This is a genomic window from Lujinxingia vulgaris (assembly GCF_007997015.1).
Classification (GTDB): domain Bacteria; phylum Myxococcota_A; class Bradymonadia; order Bradymonadales; family Bradymonadaceae; genus Lujinxingia; species Lujinxingia vulgaris.
Genome location: NZ_VOSM01000015.1, coordinates 77578 through 92325 on the forward strand (window position 1 = coordinate 77578; position 14748 = coordinate 92325).

The 14748-nt window shown below is 63.5% G+C and carries 9 protein-coding genes; all 9 read left to right on the forward strand.

Going from position 1 to position 14748, the window contains the following annotated elements; all coding sequences use genetic code 11:
- Window positions 1-313 precede the first annotated feature (313 nt).
- Window positions 314-1414, forward strand: coding sequence for a carotenoid 1,2-hydratase (locus FRC98_RS19370; protein ID WP_146983129.1), 1101 nt, complete (start codon window positions 314-316; stop codon window positions 1412-1414).
- Between the two features lie 419 nt (window positions 1415-1833).
- Window positions 1834-4152, forward strand: a complete 2319-nt coding sequence (locus FRC98_RS22110) for an EcsC family protein (protein ID WP_283809664.1) — start codon at window positions 1834-1836, stop codon at window positions 4150-4152.
- A 63-nt stretch (window positions 4153-4215) separates the two neighbouring features.
- On the forward strand, window positions 4216-5193 hold the full coding sequence (locus FRC98_RS19380) for a metallophosphoesterase family protein (RefSeq protein WP_230467815.1): 978 nt from the start codon (window positions 4216-4218) through the stop codon (window positions 5191-5193).
- Window positions 5194-5678: 485 nt separating this feature from the next.
- A complete protein-coding gene (gene plsX, locus FRC98_RS19385; protein WP_283809665.1) occupies window positions 5679-6734 on the forward strand; it encodes a phosphate acyltransferase PlsX in 1056 nt (351 codons plus the stop codon).
- A gap of 12 nt (window positions 6735-6746) precedes the next feature.
- Window positions 6747-7796, forward strand: a complete 1050-nt coding sequence (locus tag FRC98_RS19390) for a phosphatase domain-containing protein (RefSeq protein WP_146983136.1) — start codon at window positions 6747-6749, stop codon at window positions 7794-7796.
- A 616-nt stretch (window positions 7797-8412) separates the two neighbouring features.
- On the forward strand, window positions 8413-10563 hold the full coding sequence (locus FRC98_RS19395; RefSeq protein ID WP_146983137.1) for a sulfatase family protein: 2151 nt from the start codon (window positions 8413-8415) through the stop codon (window positions 10561-10563).
- Between the two features lie 559 nt (window positions 10564-11122).
- A complete protein-coding gene (locus FRC98_RS19400; protein ID WP_146983139.1) occupies window positions 11123-12385 on the forward strand; it encodes an AgmX/PglI C-terminal domain-containing protein in 1263 nt (420 codons plus the stop codon).
- 395 nt (window positions 12386-12780) lie between these two features.
- On the forward strand, window positions 12781-14439 hold the full coding sequence (gene hutU / locus FRC98_RS19405) for a urocanate hydratase (protein WP_146983141.1): 1659 nt from the start codon (window positions 12781-12783) through the stop codon (window positions 14437-14439).
- A gap of 199 nt (window positions 14440-14638) precedes the next feature.
- On the forward strand, window positions 14639-14748 hold a 110-nt coding region (locus tag FRC98_RS22255), incomplete at its 3' end, for an IS4/Tn5 family transposase DNA-binding protein (protein ID WP_370469242.1).

Genomic DNA, 14748 nt, shown 5'->3' on the forward strand with positions numbered 1-14748 from the left:
TCGGACGAGTTGAGTGATTGCGTACGGGTGCCAGGCACTCGGACGAGTTGAGTCGTTTGGTACGGGTGCCAGGCATTCGAACATGTTGAGTGATTGCGTACGGGTGCCAGGCACTCGGACATGTTGAGTCGTTTGGTACGGGGGCCAGGCATTCGGACACGTCGAGGTGCTGCGTGAGGTGGTGCCAGGCGATGCGATATGTTGGGGTGCGGCTCCGGTGTTAGAATGAATGCCTGCCGGGGATGTGCGTCGTATGAGATGTGTGACGGTGAGTTGAGACACAGAGCGCCACGATGTGGCCTGAGGAGCGAGGATGCGACAGAGACCGATTGCGGCGTCGATGGTGGGGCTGATGATGGCGTGTGCGCTCAGCGTGACGCCGGATCTGGCGAGTGCCCAGGTGCAGGGGTGGAGCGAAGGGTCGGCGGCGCGTCAGGTGTCGATGCGGGAGTTGATCCCGCGGATGAGTTCGGGGCAGGCGTATTCGGAGCGTTACGGGTTCTCGGTCGATCTGGAGGGAGGGGGCCATATCGGGATGGATTTTACGATCTCGAACCTGGGGATTCGCAGCGGTTACGGGGCGGCACAGGTGCGGGTTCGCCTGCCGGGGCAGGAGCGCTATGAGTACGGGGAGCGGGTCAGTCGGGGGGATTGGACGACGGCCGAAGATCGTTTTGCGCTCGATATTGCAAAGACCCAGGTGGAGGCACGGGGTGATGACACCTTTGTGCTGCGCCACGATGGAGATGTGAAGGTCGAGCTGACCTTTCGCAACACGATGCCGATGTGGCGTCCAGGCAGCGGGCAGATTCGCCAGGGGGAGGATTATTACCGCTTTACGCTGATTTCTCCGCGGGCCGATGTGCAGGGGCGAGTGCAGATCGACGGGGAGTGGCACACGGTGGAGGCGTCGAGGGCGGGGTATGCCGATCATGTGGCGACGAATGTCGCGCCGTACGAGCTGGCGAAGCGGTTTTCACGTTTTCGCGACTATAACGACGATGTGTTTGTGATCTGGCGGGAGATCGAGCTGAGCGAGAAGTTCGGCGGCCGCACACTGACCTGGGCGATGGTGGGGGTTGGTGAGCGCATCGTGTTCAGTGATGCTGATGCGCAGCTTCGTCCAGGCAATGTGCGCGGCGATGGGGAGACGGGCTATCAGGTGCCGCATGCGGTGCAGCTGGAGGGGGAGAGTGGTCAGGGGGAGATGCGCTTTGTGATGCGCGGTGATCGGATGGAGAAAAAGGATCTGCTGGCGAGCTACGGGCGGGCAGCGAGGCTGGTGGCCTCGGCGTTGAGTAAGCCCTGGCAGTACAATATCCACGGGGATTATGCGCTGGAGGTTGAGGTGGGAGGCCGTACTCTGCGTACGCGGGGGCGGGGGCATTATACGGTGGATTTTGTGAACCCGTGAGGGTGCCAGGCATCTGGACATGAGTGTTAGAAGTTGAAGATGCCCGGGTGCCAGGCATTCGGACGTGTCATGGTGCCAGGCGTTCGGACATGAGTGTTTGAAGTTAAAGATGCCCGGGTGCCAGGCATTCGGACATGTTTGTTGGAAGCTGAAGATGTCCGGGTGCCAGGCATTCGGACATGTCGTGGTGCCAGGTGTGTGAGCGTGTGGGTTGTGAGCTGGTCAGGGGCGGCGCAGCGTGTAGCTTTGTCGTCGTGTGAAGGACCGGGGTGAAAGGCTCTAAATTCGGGGGGAAGCGTAAGGGTTGAACAACTCGTTGCGTTTGCGTGTTAGGGTCGTACTGCCGCAGCACGCAGGTGCGCGGTCGGTGAGGCGATGGTTGAGAGCACTTCTACGATGGGGTTGGCCCGATGAGCCCGATGTTTGTGAAGCCTGAGAGCGAAGAGCTGACCGGGGCCGGTGCGGTGGAGCCGGCCGGGCTGGGAGCGGAGTCCAGTGAGGTCGAGGCGATCGAGGTCGAGGCTGCGGCGGCGGGGCTTCCTCTCGATGATTTTAAGGCTCTGTGGGAGGCGCTCTCGAGGCGTCCGGTCGATGAGATTCTGTCGGTGGTGGCCGAGCAGCTCTCCGATGCGCCGGACAGGCGACGGGAGGTGTTGACGGCGTGGATGGCGCAGACGCTGGGGTATTCGCGGGTGTGGCGCCGGCAGAAGACGCTGGTCAGTGAGCCGCTGTGGGATGTGCTCTCGGCGAAGGGGTATGCGGAGTTGAGCGAGCGGGGGGAGGAGGCGCTGGCGATGATCGGGCGCACGATGAGTCCGTATCGCACGTATCTGCACCCGATGGCGGCGCTGGCGACCCTGGCGATCTGGCGGCATAGCGGGCGCGAGGAGCTGGTGGAGGAAGCGCGGTTGCGGCTGCTGGGGCGGGCGCTGCCCGATGAGCTGGCGTGGCTCTATGAGGTGGTGGTGGTGTTTGAGCGCGATGAGCGTCGCGCGAGTGCCGGGAAGGAAGACGGCGGGGGGCGGGCGCTGATGGAGCTTGTGGAGCTCTGTCTGGAGGGCTCGTATTGGGAGCTGGGAGCGCTCTTGAGCGCGCTGATGGTGCTGCGCCTCAAGGGGCGACGCCACTCACCGACGGTGGAGAACCTTGTGAAGGCCTGTGATAAGGCGGCGGAGGTTCAGCCCAGGGAGCGGGCTCAGTGGTTGCAGGTGATGGCGGATGCGACGCTTAAGGGGCAGCTCAGTTTTGCCTGGCTGGAGCGGCCGCTGGAGGCGGCGGTGCGCTTGAGCGTGGATGATCCGCCGCGTCAGGAGCGGCTGCGGGAGTACTTGAGTCGGCGAGCTTTTGATGCGGATTACGCGCGGCTGGAGACGCTCTATGAGAGCTGGCTGGGGAGTCTCTGGCGAGAGGGGAGCGCGGCGCAGACGTGGCTGTTTGCGGAGGTGGGGCGCACGGCGCGCTACAATCCGGCCCGGGCGCAGCGTGTGCTGGAGTTGATGGCGGCACGTCGCGGGCGGAGGCGGCGCGGGGTGGGCTCGAGGGCGTATCGGGTGCGGCTGGCGGTGGAGGAGCTGGGGCTGGGTGAAGAGCTGGATCGGCTGGAGGCGGAGCTGATCGGGCTGTACGTGCATAACCTGGCGCTGGACAGCCACGCGGTGCAGCTGGTGCGGCGGGCGGGGGGGCGCGTGGACTGGTCGACCAACCCCTATGCGGGTGCGGATGATCTGTCGATGTATCTTGTGGTCAGCGACTATGAGCGGGCCTTTGACCAGCTGACCTGCAAGTTTGACGGGGTGACGATGTCGCATGCCGACAAGCATGCGGCCGCGCGGGTGAAGTATTTTGTGCAGCGACGCCTCGATCCGAATCGGGTGCATCGACTGGTGCAGCGGGTGTTTACGCCGGTGGAGTGGCTGGGCAGCGGGTTGAGCGAGATCGGGCTTGTGCGCGGGGCGGTGGAGCGGGGGATGGAGCGTTTTGAGGCGCATGTCGCCGCCCAGGACTTGCGGGCGGAGGTGGTCGAGGAGTTTGTGGAGGCCGGCGTGGAGGTGGCCGACTTTGAGGCCATCGCGGAGCTTCCGGTCGAGCGGGTTTTTGGGATGTTGCGGCGACGGCGCAAGCAGAGGTTGTTGCTGGGAGCGGTCAGCGGCGGGGTGTTCGGGGGCCTGGCACCCTTTAGCTGGGGGATGTTGTCGCTGGCGGATGTGCCGGTGCTGCTGTCGATTGCGGCGGATATCTCAAGTCGATTTTGCTGGTACTTCGGGTTTGATCCGCGGGAACATAAGGATCTTCCGATGGAGATTCTGGCGGTGGCGCTGGGGGGAAGTCGTCCATCGGCGGTGGAGCCGATGCTGGTAAGGCAGAACCTCAATGAGTACGTGTTGCGCAAGACGTTGATGGTGGGGGCGGTGGCGCACGGGGGGCTGACGCAGCTGGCAGGGCGCGGGCTTGCGCAGGTGGTGGAGCGGCAGCTGGGCGCGCGAGCGGCGCAGCAGGCCGGCGAGATGGCCAAGAGGGCGGTGACGCGCAACCTCCAGCGAAGGGCGGTGGAGGCTGCGCCCTCGCGGGCGTTGCCGGTGGTCGGGGCGCTGCTGGGAGCGTCTCTGAATGTGGCGCTGATCTACGATCTGTGTGAGGCGGCACAGGCGGTGTTGACCGATCGTTTTCTGGAGCGAAAGTATCCGGAGTGGGTGCGCCATATCGGGCTGGAGGACGACTCGGAGAGTTTGGCGGGCTGAGGCCAGGGTGGCCCAGAGGCGGAGGTTGAGCAATCAGCGCATATGAGAGGTCGAGGCTTGAGCATGCCCGGAGCGTTTTTTAAATGGATTGACTGCACCGATAAGACGCGGCCGCGGGATCTGCGTCGACCGGATGATACGATTTTGAGGCTGGCGCAGCTCACCGACCTGCACGTGCCCGGTGAGGTGGAGCTGGTGAGCCGGCTGCGGGACCTGATCTCGCCACATGTCTCGTTGCAGAATATCTCGCATGAGATCTCGGCGATCTCCAATGAGGTGGGGCATCATTATCGCTCGACGCGAAAGCTCTACAACGGGCTTGTGCGCAAGACGCTGGTGGGGTTGCACCGGTTGGGGGTGGACCACCTGGTGATCACCGGGGATCTGGTGCATTGCGGGCTGGCCGAGGAGTTTCTGGATGTGCGCGCGGCGCTGGAGGTCACCGGGTGGTGGGGAGAGGAGCGGTTGACGGTGATTCCGGGGAATCACGATCGTTTTAATATCTATGAGAGCTATCCCAGCGAGCCGATGGAGCATTTTTTCCCGGTCGTGACGCCGCGTGAGCCGATGCTCAAAGAGCTTCCCGGCGGGGTGGCGCTGCTGGCGCTCGATAGCAACCGCGATCCGATCGATGACCGCCATTATCTGGAGCGGTGGTTGCCCAACACCGTGGGGCGGATCTACCCGGAGGCGTTGGACTGGATTGAGCGGCATCGCGCTCAGGTGGAGGGCAGGCGGCTTGTGACGCTCTTGCACCATCATATCAGCTCGGACTGGCATCCGCGCAGCGCGGCGAAGTCGTTTGGAGGTTTGATGGAGCCGGCCGACGGGGCTGATGAGTTGATTGAGGCGATTGACCTGATCGATCCTTATTCGCTGATTTTGCATGGTCATAAGCACGACGTGATGCCGGTGGATTACGCGCTGGGGACGCATCAGCTGGGGAATCCGGGAGGGTTTGCCAACGCGCTGCGCTTCAACGTGATCGACTTCAACGTGCACGGGGAGCAGGTGATGACGCAGCTGGAGTTGCGTCCCTGAGAGGCCGTGTGCGGGTGGCGTCGAGGTGCCAGGCTACCGAGCATGTTGTGGTGCCGGACGTGTGGTGGTGCCAGGCTACCGAGCATGTCGTGGTGCCAGTCCTTCGGACGTGTGGTGGTGCCAGGCTACGGGCATGTTGTGGTGCCAGGCTACCGAGCATGTTGTGGTGCCAGGCTACGGGCATGTTGTGGTGCCAGTCCTTCGGACGTGTGGTGGTGCCAGGCTACCGAGCATGTCGTGGTGCCAGGCCTTCGGACGTGTCGAGGTGCCAGGCATTCGGATGTGTCGCGGTGCCAGGCTACCGAGCATGTCGAGGTGCCAGGCCTTCGGACGTGTCGAAGTGCCAGGCCTTCGGACGTGTCGAGGTGCCATGTCGTGGTGCCAGGCATTCGGACATGTCGCGGTGTCAGGTGATGGTGCATGTGTTAGGGTGAGCGGGGTCGAATGAGTCGAGATGGCACGTGTGAGAGGGAGTGGCGAGGATCGTGAGGAGCAGAGAATCGATAACGATCGCGGTCGATGCGATGGGTGGGGACCATGCTCCGGCGGTGGTTGTGGCGGCGGTGGCTGAGGCGAGCCTTCGGGGCGGGGTGGGGCAGGGGGTGAACTTTCTGCTGGTGGGCGATGAGATTGCGATGACCGAGGCGCTCTTTGAGTTGGATCATAACTCGGAGCGGATTCAGCTTTTTCATGCGCCGACGGTGATCGGGATGGGGGAGCGAGCGCAGGTGGCGTTGGAGGCGCGCGCGGATGCTTCGATTGTGCAGGCGTGTGCGCTGGTGCAGGCCGGAGAGGCCGATGCGCTGGTGTCGGCGGGGCATCCGGGTGCGGCGGTGTTGGCGGCAACGCGGCACTTCGGGCTTGTGCCGGGGCTGGGCCGCGCGGCGCTGGCGAGTGTGTATCCGACTCCCAGGGTGCGGGGGGAGGCGGAGGACCCTTTTAGTTTGATTTTGGACGTGGGGGCGAGCCTGCGGGCAAAGCCCGACGAGCTTCTGGGCTTCGGGCTGATGGGCTCGGCGTATGCGCGGATTGTCAGTCGTAATGAGCGGCCGCGGGTGGCGCTGTTATCGAACAGCCGTGAGAGCACGATGGGGACGCCGGAGGTGGTGCGGGCGCATGAGCTCTTGAGTCGCCACGAGGCGATCAATTTTTACGGCAATATTGAGGGGCACGAGATCCCGCGCGGGCTCGCTGATGTGGTGGTGTGTGAGGGGTTTGTGGGAGATGTGGCGATCAAGATATTGGAGGGGGTCAGTGAGGCGGCGTTCGATCTGGCGCGCTCGGCGTACCATGAACGGGTGGCGTGGCGGATGGGGTTGAAGTTGTTGAGCGGCGGGCTTCAGAAGATCAAGCAGCTTACCGATTTTGAGGCCTACGGCGGGGCGCCGCTTCTGGGTCTGGAGAAGGTCGTGATTCTGTGTCACCCGCGCTCGGGACGACGGGCGGTTGGCAATGCGTTGAGGCTTGCGATCAAGAATGTACGCGCGGAGTTGCCGGTGGCGATCGCCGAGGCGCTGGACACGGGTACGAGTCAGGGGTGAGGGGAGAAGGACGTGTCGGAGCTGTCGGTGCGCCATATTTATCGGTGGGATCTGGATAAGACGTATCTGCGTACGGACTTTGATACGCTGCGGGATCTGATCCGCACGGCGCTGCAGACCCCGGAGGAGAAGGTCAACGTGCCCGGGGTGGTGACGTTGCTCAAGGAGCTGACGCATCAGAACGATGGGAGTCGGGCGCTGGTGACGTTTATCAGCGGGAGCCCGTCGCAGATGCGGCCGAAGCTGGAGCGGAAGTTTGAGCTCGATGGGATTCGTCCGGACGTTTTTATTCTCAAGCCGACCCTGCAGAACATTTTGAAGGGGCGCTTTCGGGCGGTGCGCGGGCAGGTGGGCTATAAGCTCGACAGTCTTCTGAAGGTTCGGGAGGGGGGGCCGGCGGCGCCGGAGACGCTCTTTGGCGACGATGCGGAGCAGGACGCATTTATCTATTCGCTGTATGCGGATCTGGCCGGAGGAAAGGTCGATCGCGACGGCCTCTTTGAGATTTTAGACCGGGCGGGTGTTTACAGCACGACGCGGGCGTCGATTCTGGAGCGCTACGCGAGGATGCGGATCGACGGGAACGTTGGACGGATTTTCATTCATCTGGATCGGCACAGCGCGCCGGGGCGCTTCTGGGTGTACGGGCCCCGGGTGGTGCCGATCACCAATTATTTTCAGGCGGCGCTGGTGCTTTATGCCGACGGGAGCCTGAAGCTGGAGCCGGTCCTGCGGGTGGCGGCGGGGATGATGCGCGAGCATGGCTACGGGGTGGTGGAGCTTGCGAATTCGTTTCAGGATTTGATTCGCCGGCGGCACCTGGGGGCAGAGGCGCTTGATCGCCTCTCGGAGGATGCGCCCGGGTGCGGGGTTGTGGGGGGACTGCCGCCGGGGTTTGTGGAGCGGTTGCTGGGGCGAGTTCGGGCGTTGGCGCCGCGGGGTGGAGGCGGTGCGGGGCGTACCTGGGAGGGGCCGCCGGATTACGTGGGGGTGTTGGAGGCAGATCGGCGCTTGAGGGAGAAAATTGAGGCGGAGCCAGGGTTGTTTGGTCGCCGTCAGTGATCGAAGTTGTGCGGGTGCCAGGCGATCGATCATGGCGTGGCGATGGATCGGGAGCCTGGCACCGCGGCGAAGGTCTCGATGAACTGCCGGGGAGCCTGGCACCGCGGCGAAGGTCTCGATGAACTGCCGGGGAGCCTGGCACCGCGGCGAAGGTCTCGATGAACTGCTCGGGAGCCTGGCACCGCGGCGAAGGCACCGAAGTAGGGGAGCCTGGCACCGCGGTGAAGGCGGCACCGCGGTGAAGGCACCGAAGTACGGGAGCCTGGCACCGATAAGATGAGCGATGTCTGGAACTTTTTTTAATAAAGGTGTTGACGCTCATTCAAACAGGCTTATAGTACCAACTGTGTCCTACGGAGGACGGTCGGCATGCACTCCCCCCAGGCCGTTAGTCAGGTGCTTGTCCTATGGCTAGTCTCTCTCCTCCGGGGACACACATATTAAAAGCTCGCGAAAGCGAGCGAGATCCCGAGCTCCGGCTCGGGATTTTTTATTTTAAGCGCCCAATTTTCATGGCAGCCTTGGCCGCGGCGAGCCTCGAGCTCGCAGGTGCCCAGGCGTTGTTTTGCGCGCTGCGGCGGGGAGCAGGACGATACGAAAGGAGTGGCGAGTGGCCATGCGAGCGGTAGTCGAGGGTGTACGTGCGGGGGTGGTTGTCGGGGTTGTTCTGGCGCTGTGGAGCGCGGCAGCGGTGTGGGGCGAGGTGGCGGGGTTGGGGGTAAGTTATGTGATGACGGCGTACGGTCTGCTGGGCATCGGGCAGGTGCTCTACGGGGCCGGGCTGGGGGTGGTGGTGGCGATCGCGATGGCGGTGTGCCGCCGTATGGGAGTCTGGCCCCCGGGTGAGGCGCTGCGGCGAGGGGAGGTGGACCGCCGGGTGGCGTCGGGGTTGCTGAGTGCGCCGTTGGTGCTGGCAGGGATCGGCGGCGGGGTGATGGGGGCGCACCTCCTGATAACGTCCAAGATGGTGCGGGTCAGTTTTCAGGCGCTGGGGTTAGGGATGGTTGCCGCCGGCGCGGCGGCCGGGGCGCTGGTGGTGTGGCCGCTGGTGTACGGGGCGCTGCTCTGGGTGATGCAGAAGGCGGGGATGAAGACGGGGTGGACCCGTCTTGTGGCGGGGCTCTATGTGGTGGGCGCGCTGGGGGCGCTGGGGGTGGGGTACCGGTGGGCGGCGGGGCTGAGCGTGTGGGATACCACGACGTTGCAGATGGGGGTGGCCGGTGTGGTGCTGGTGCCTCTGCTGATGTGGGGGATGGTGAAGCTGCCCCTGGAAAGCAAGGTATGGCGTTGGGGTGTGCCGGCGGTTGGCGCGGCGCTGGCGCTTGTGTGCGCGGCCCTGGCACCCGGGTGGGCGGTCTCCAGTGCGGCGATGCGGCAGGCGACGCTGCGTGATGCGCCTCTGGTTTCGATGATCGCGCCCCGTCTGGTCGATGTGGGCGGCGAGGGCGGGGATGCGTTTGCGTTTGGCGATTGTGAGGAGGGGGAGGAGTGCGACGATGACGATGTGGTGGTTGCGCTGACCTCCTCGGAGCATCCGGCGCGTCGTGCGGTGCAGCTGGCGGTGGCGGCCGGGGATAAGGCCCAGATTGACCGGTTTGAGGCGATTCCTGAGCCGCCGAAGAACCTGGTGATGATTCTGGTCGATACGTTGCGCCAGGATCATATGGGGTACGCCGGGTATGAGCGTCCGACCACGCCTCGCATCGACAAGCTCGCCGAGGACGCCACGGTGTTCATGGACGCGTACGCGACCTCGCCGCATACGCCGCGGTCGGTTCCGCCGCTGCTGTTTAGCAATTACGCCAGTGAGATGAAGTGGTGGGGGGCGCAGTATAACTATCCGCGGGTACGCCCGGAGAATGTGGGGATGTTTGAGGTGCTGCAGGAGGGCGGTTGGCGAAATCAGGCGTTTTCGAGCCACTTCTATTTTGATGAGCGCCGCAATGTACACCAGGGCTTTGAGCGCTGGGATAATGAGGGGGCGCTCTCGATTGCGGAGTCCAACGATGATATCGCCGCGCCGCGTACCTGGGAGCGGTTGGAGCCGGTGATCGAGCAGCTGGGGCAGGAGCGTCGGGAGAAGGGGGATGAGGCCGAGCCCTTCTCGCTCTTTGTGCACTTCTTTGAGCCGCATGCGCGCTGGATCGGCCATAAGGAGTACGATTTCGGGCGAGGGGAGACGACGCGAGAGCGCCATATCAACAACTACGACTCGGAGATCGCGTTTACCGATGCGTACGTGGGGCGGGTGATCGACAAGCTCAAGGAGGAGGGGCTCTACGATGAGGTGGTGATCGTGCTGACCAGCGACCACGGGGAGGCGTTTAACGAGCACGGGCACTATTTTCACGGGCAGACGCTGTATAACCCGGTGGTCAAAGTGCCGCTTTTGGTGCGGGTGCCCGGGTGGTTCGGGCGCCAGGTGGAGGGGCCGGTCTCGATTATCGATGTGGCGCCGACGGTGGTGGATCTATTCGGGCTGACGATTCCCACGGAGTTCGGGGGGCGGAGCATGACCGATGTGATGCTGGGGCGCTCGGAGGTGCCGCAGCGGCCGGTGTTTGCGGAGTTGTTGCCCTACACCAACTGGAAGGAGCATCACCGGGCGGTGGTGCTGGGGGATGAGAAGTTGATCGTGAACTTCACGCTGGGATTGGAGGAGTATTTTGATCTGAGTGTGGATCCCGGTGAGCAGAATAACCTGGCGGCGGAGCGGCCGGAGCGGGTCAAGGCGTTGCGGGCGTTGCTGGAGGAGCGGATGCAGTGACGCTGTAGGGGGGCTTGCCGGTGGGGAGGGGATGTTTAGGAGGTAGGGGGGATGTTGAGGGTGTGACGATGGTGGGGGGAGGTATGAGGAAGGGGGCCTGGCTGGCGAGCGGAGGACGGGTGCCAGGCTTTCGAACGAAGGAGAAGTAAGGGTGCCAGGTTGTCGTGCAGGATCATTGAAACCCAACACCAAAAAGGCCTGAGAAGGCCTGGTGCCAGGCAGTCGAGCGAATGGAATGAGGTAAGTAGTTTTGGTGCAGATGTAAGGGTGCCAGGCTGTCGTGCAGGATTATTGAGCCCCGGTGCAAGAAGGCCTGGTGCCAGGCACTCGAGCGAATGGAGTGAGGTAAGAAGTACTGGTGCCAGGCACTCGAGTGAATGGAATGAGGCAAGAAGTATGGGTGCCAGGCACTCGAGCGTAGGACGTCTCAGGCAGGCACCACCGAAATAGCGATGGAAGACGAAGTGCGTATCGAGGCGTTTTGATAGGGTGTTGACCGAGACAGGCGCCCGAGAACGATTTTCGGGGGCCGGCAGAACATAGCGACGAGAGGAATGTGATGAAGTTGAGCGCAGCGTTGGCGAGTTTGTTGGGTGTGGTGATGGTTCCGGCGATTTCAGCGGCCGAGGTCTCTGTGTACGACTGGCCGGATGGGGAGGCGCCGGTGCTGGTGGATGCGGGGGAGGGGGTTGTGCTGCTGGGTAAAGACGGTGCACCGATGCGCGCGTTCGACTGGCGAGCAAATAGCGATGAGCGCGATCCGGGGTTGAGGCTTGTGGATATGCTCGGGGATGGGACGCCGGAGATCGTGGGATCGGGGCGGCCGAGCTTTGTGTTGCGGGCCAACGGGGAGCCTGTTTTTGAGATCGAGGAAGGCTGCGAGCAGCTGATTGTGGCGGATATTACGGCCAGTCGCGGGCTCGATGTGGGGTGTGTGAGTCGCAATGAGTTGCGGGCGTTTACCGGGGATGGGCAGTTTGCCTGGGGGGTGCAGCCGGGGCGCGCGCTGGAGTGGTGCCAGGTGGAGGATGTGACGGGGAATGTGAAGGTGGATTTTGAGTGCAAGTTGCGGGGGCGAGACGCGTTTATCCGGATTTCGGATAGCGGAGAGCTGCTCACCGCGGAGCCCGGGGAGGCGGGGATGAGCGGGGAGGCGCCGGAGCTCAATGAGGCCCGTGCGGCGTCGGATGCGGTGTTGAAGGGGGAGGAGCGTTTTGACTTTGATGGGGACGGAAAGGCCGAAGAGCGTCTGGTTGTGGGGGAGGGAAGTCTGAAAATCGTCGGTGCGGCGGGTGAGGAAGCGGCGCTGGCGGAAGTTGATGTGCGCGGCGCGGTTGAGGCGGCGCTGGTCAAGCAGCTCGGTGAGGACGCCGGAGTGAGCGTGGTGGCGGTCACCGCTGAGCGGATCTACGTGATCGATAAAGCGGAGGAGGAGGTGCGGGTACGCGATTTCAGCGCCGATGCGTCGAAGTATCGGCGGGTGCCTTTTGCGGACCTGGCGAGTGTGTACGCCAACGGCTTTGAAGACGCTGCGGCGGCGCAGGAGGCGGTACGGGCGATCGGGGAGCGCATCGGGCAGTGCTATGCGAGCCGCTTGAGGGGCAACGCGTACGCGGGTAGCGGTCGGCAGATCGTGCAGTTGACCGTGGGGCAGGATGGAAAGGTTAAAGAAGTGATGCAGATGCACAGTGATGTGGGCGATTCGCAGGTGGAGCGGTGCGCACGTCAGGCATTGGAGCGTGGGAGTTACCCGGGAGCGCAGGGGGAGAGTGGGACGATCAATGTGAATATTTTGTTTACGTTCCGGGATGTGGAGCGTTGAAGGGCGGGTGCTGATGGAACGGGTGCCAGGCATTCGGACAGGGTCAAACCGGGTGCCAGGCAGTCGTGCAAAAGAGCGATGAGGCTGCCCGGGTGCCAGGCAGTCGTGCAAAAGAGTGATGAGGCTGCACGGGTGTCAGGCAGTCGCGCAAAAGAGCGATGAGGCTGCCCGGGTGCCAGGCAGTCGTGCAAAAGAGCGATGAGGCTGCCCGGGTGCCAGGCAGTCGTGCAAAAGAGCGATGAGGCTGCCCGGGTGCCAGGCAGTCGTGCAAAAGAGCGATGAGGCTGCTCAGGTGGGGCGGATGTGGTGGTCGGGGGGAGGTATGTGGTAGTGGCGAGGAGCACGTAGAGCGCCAGGATAGCGAGAGATAAAAGACTCATTCGGAGAGGTAAAGGATGTCGAAGCCCAGGATCGTGCGAGCACCCCGAGGAGCCGAACTAAGTTGTAAGGGTTGGGTGCAGGAGGCCGCGTTGAGGATGTTGATGAACAACCTCGATCCGGAGGTTGCCGAAGATCCAGACCGGCTTGTGGTGTACGGGGGAAGCGGTCGTGCGGCGAGGTCCTGGGAGAGCTTTGATCGCATCGTCTCGACTCTGCGGGAGTTGGAGGAGGATGAGACTTTGCTGGTGCAGTCGGGCAAGCCGGTGGCTGTGTTTCGCACGCATGCGGATGCGCCGCGGGTGCTGATCGCGAACTCCAACCTGGTGGGGAAGTGGGCGAACTGGGAGCACTTTCGGGAGTTGGAGCGTCAGGGGCTGATGATGTACGGCCAGATGACGGCGGGGAGTTGGATTTACATCGGGACGCAGGGGATTTTGCAGGGGACGTACGAGACGTTTGCAGAGGCCGCCCGACAGAAGTTCGGCGGGGATTTGAAAGGACGCCTTGTATTGACGGCCGGGCTGGGTGGAATGGGTGGCGCGCAGCCACTGGCGGCGACGATGAACGGGGCGGCTTGCCTGGTGGCTGAAGTCGATGCGCGGCGAGCACAGCGGCGCGTGGAGACGCGTTACGTGGACCGTGTGAGCGAGGATTTGGAGGAGGCTCTGCGGTGGGTGCTGGAGGCCAAAGAGGCCGGGGAAGCGCTGAGTGTAGGGGTGGTGGCCAACGCGGTGGATGTTTATGAAGGGCTGCTCGAGCGTGGCGTGGTGCCAGATGTTGTGACGGATCAGACCAGTGCGCACGATCCGCTTAACGGGTATGTACCGGCGGGGATGAGCCTGGCAAAGGCGGAGACGCTCCGAGAAGAGGATCCGGAGCGTTATGTGGCGGCGTCGAAGGCGTCGATGGCGCGCCATGTGGCGGCGATGGTGGCGTTTATGGACGCCGGGTCGGTGGTGTTTGATTACGGCAATAACATTCGTCAGGAGGCCCTGGGGGAAGGCGTGAAGCGGGCGTTTGATTTTCCGGGGTTTGTGCCGGCGTTTATTCGGCCGCTCTTCTGTGAGGGGAGTGGGCCGTTTCGGTGGGTGGCGTTGTCGGGGGATGAGGAGGATATCTTTAAGACGGATGAGGCGCTCAAGGCGTTGTTTCCGGAGAAGACGTCGTTGCATCGGTGGCTGGACCTGGCGCGGGAGCGGGTGGCGTTTCAGGGGTTGCCAGCCCGGATCTGTTGGCTGGGATACGGGGAGCGTGCGAAAGCGGGATTGATGTTCAATGAGATGGTGGCGCGCGGAGAGTTAAAGGCGCCGATCGTGATCGGTCGCGATCATCTGGATTCGGGGAGTGTGGCCAGTCCGAATCGGGAGACCGAAGGTATGAAAGATGGCAGCGACGCGGTGGCGGATTGGCCGATTCTAAACGCGCTGGTCAATGCGGTGAATGGGGCGAGTTGGGTGAGTTTCCACCACGGGGGTGGGGTGGGGATGGGGTACAGCTTACACGCCGGCCAGGTGATTGTGGCCGATGGGACCGAGGCCGCGGCGCGGCGCCTGGAGCGGGTGCTGACGAGCGATCCGGGGATGGGGGTGGTGAGGCATGCGGACGCCGGGTATGAGCGGGCCAGGGAGGTTGCTCGGGAGCGTGGGGTGCGGATTCCCGGGGTGACGGAGTGAGGTTGGGAGTTTGAGGGGGGGATTGCGGCGCTGCGGCGCCGGCGTTGCGGTGCCAGGCCTTCGTGCAGATCGCTTTTGAGAGTGAAGATGTCGAGGTGCCAGGCCTTCGTGCAGATCGTCCTCGATTTGATCGACTGGCCGCCGACGACAGCGATAAGACCCGAAGAGAAAGGCGAGCGCGATGGAACCGACCACGATGATGGCAGATCTGACGTTGAGCGATGAACTCCAGGACGTGGATCTGGGCGATAAACGGCGCAACGAGCGCTATGTCAGAATCGCCGGACGACTGGCCGCGCAACCCGATAA

Excerpts from the sequence above, each read along its gene's own strand:
- FRC98_RS19370 (WP_146983129.1), top strand. The coding sequence starts at position 314 with ATGCGACAGAGACCGATTGCGGCGTCGATGGTGGGGCTGATGATGGCG.
- FRC98_RS22110 (WP_283809664.1), top strand. The coding sequence starts at position 1,834 with ATGTTTGTGAAGCCTGAGAGCGAAGAGCTGACCGGGGCCGGTGCGGTG.
- FRC98_RS19380 (WP_230467815.1), top strand. The coding sequence starts at position 4,216 with ATGCCCGGAGCGTTTTTTAAATGGATTGACTGCACCGATAAGACGCGG.
- FRC98_RS19395 (WP_146983137.1), top strand. The coding sequence starts at position 8,413 with ATGCGAGCGGTAGTCGAGGGTGTACGTGCGGGGGTGGTTGTCGGGGTT.
- FRC98_RS19400 (WP_146983139.1), top strand. The coding sequence starts at position 11,123 with ATGAAGTTGAGCGCAGCGTTGGCGAGTTTGTTGGGTGTGGTGATGGTT.
- hutU (WP_146983141.1), top strand. The coding sequence starts at position 12,781 with ATGTCGAAGCCCAGGATCGTGCGAGCACCCCGAGGAGCCGAACTAAGT.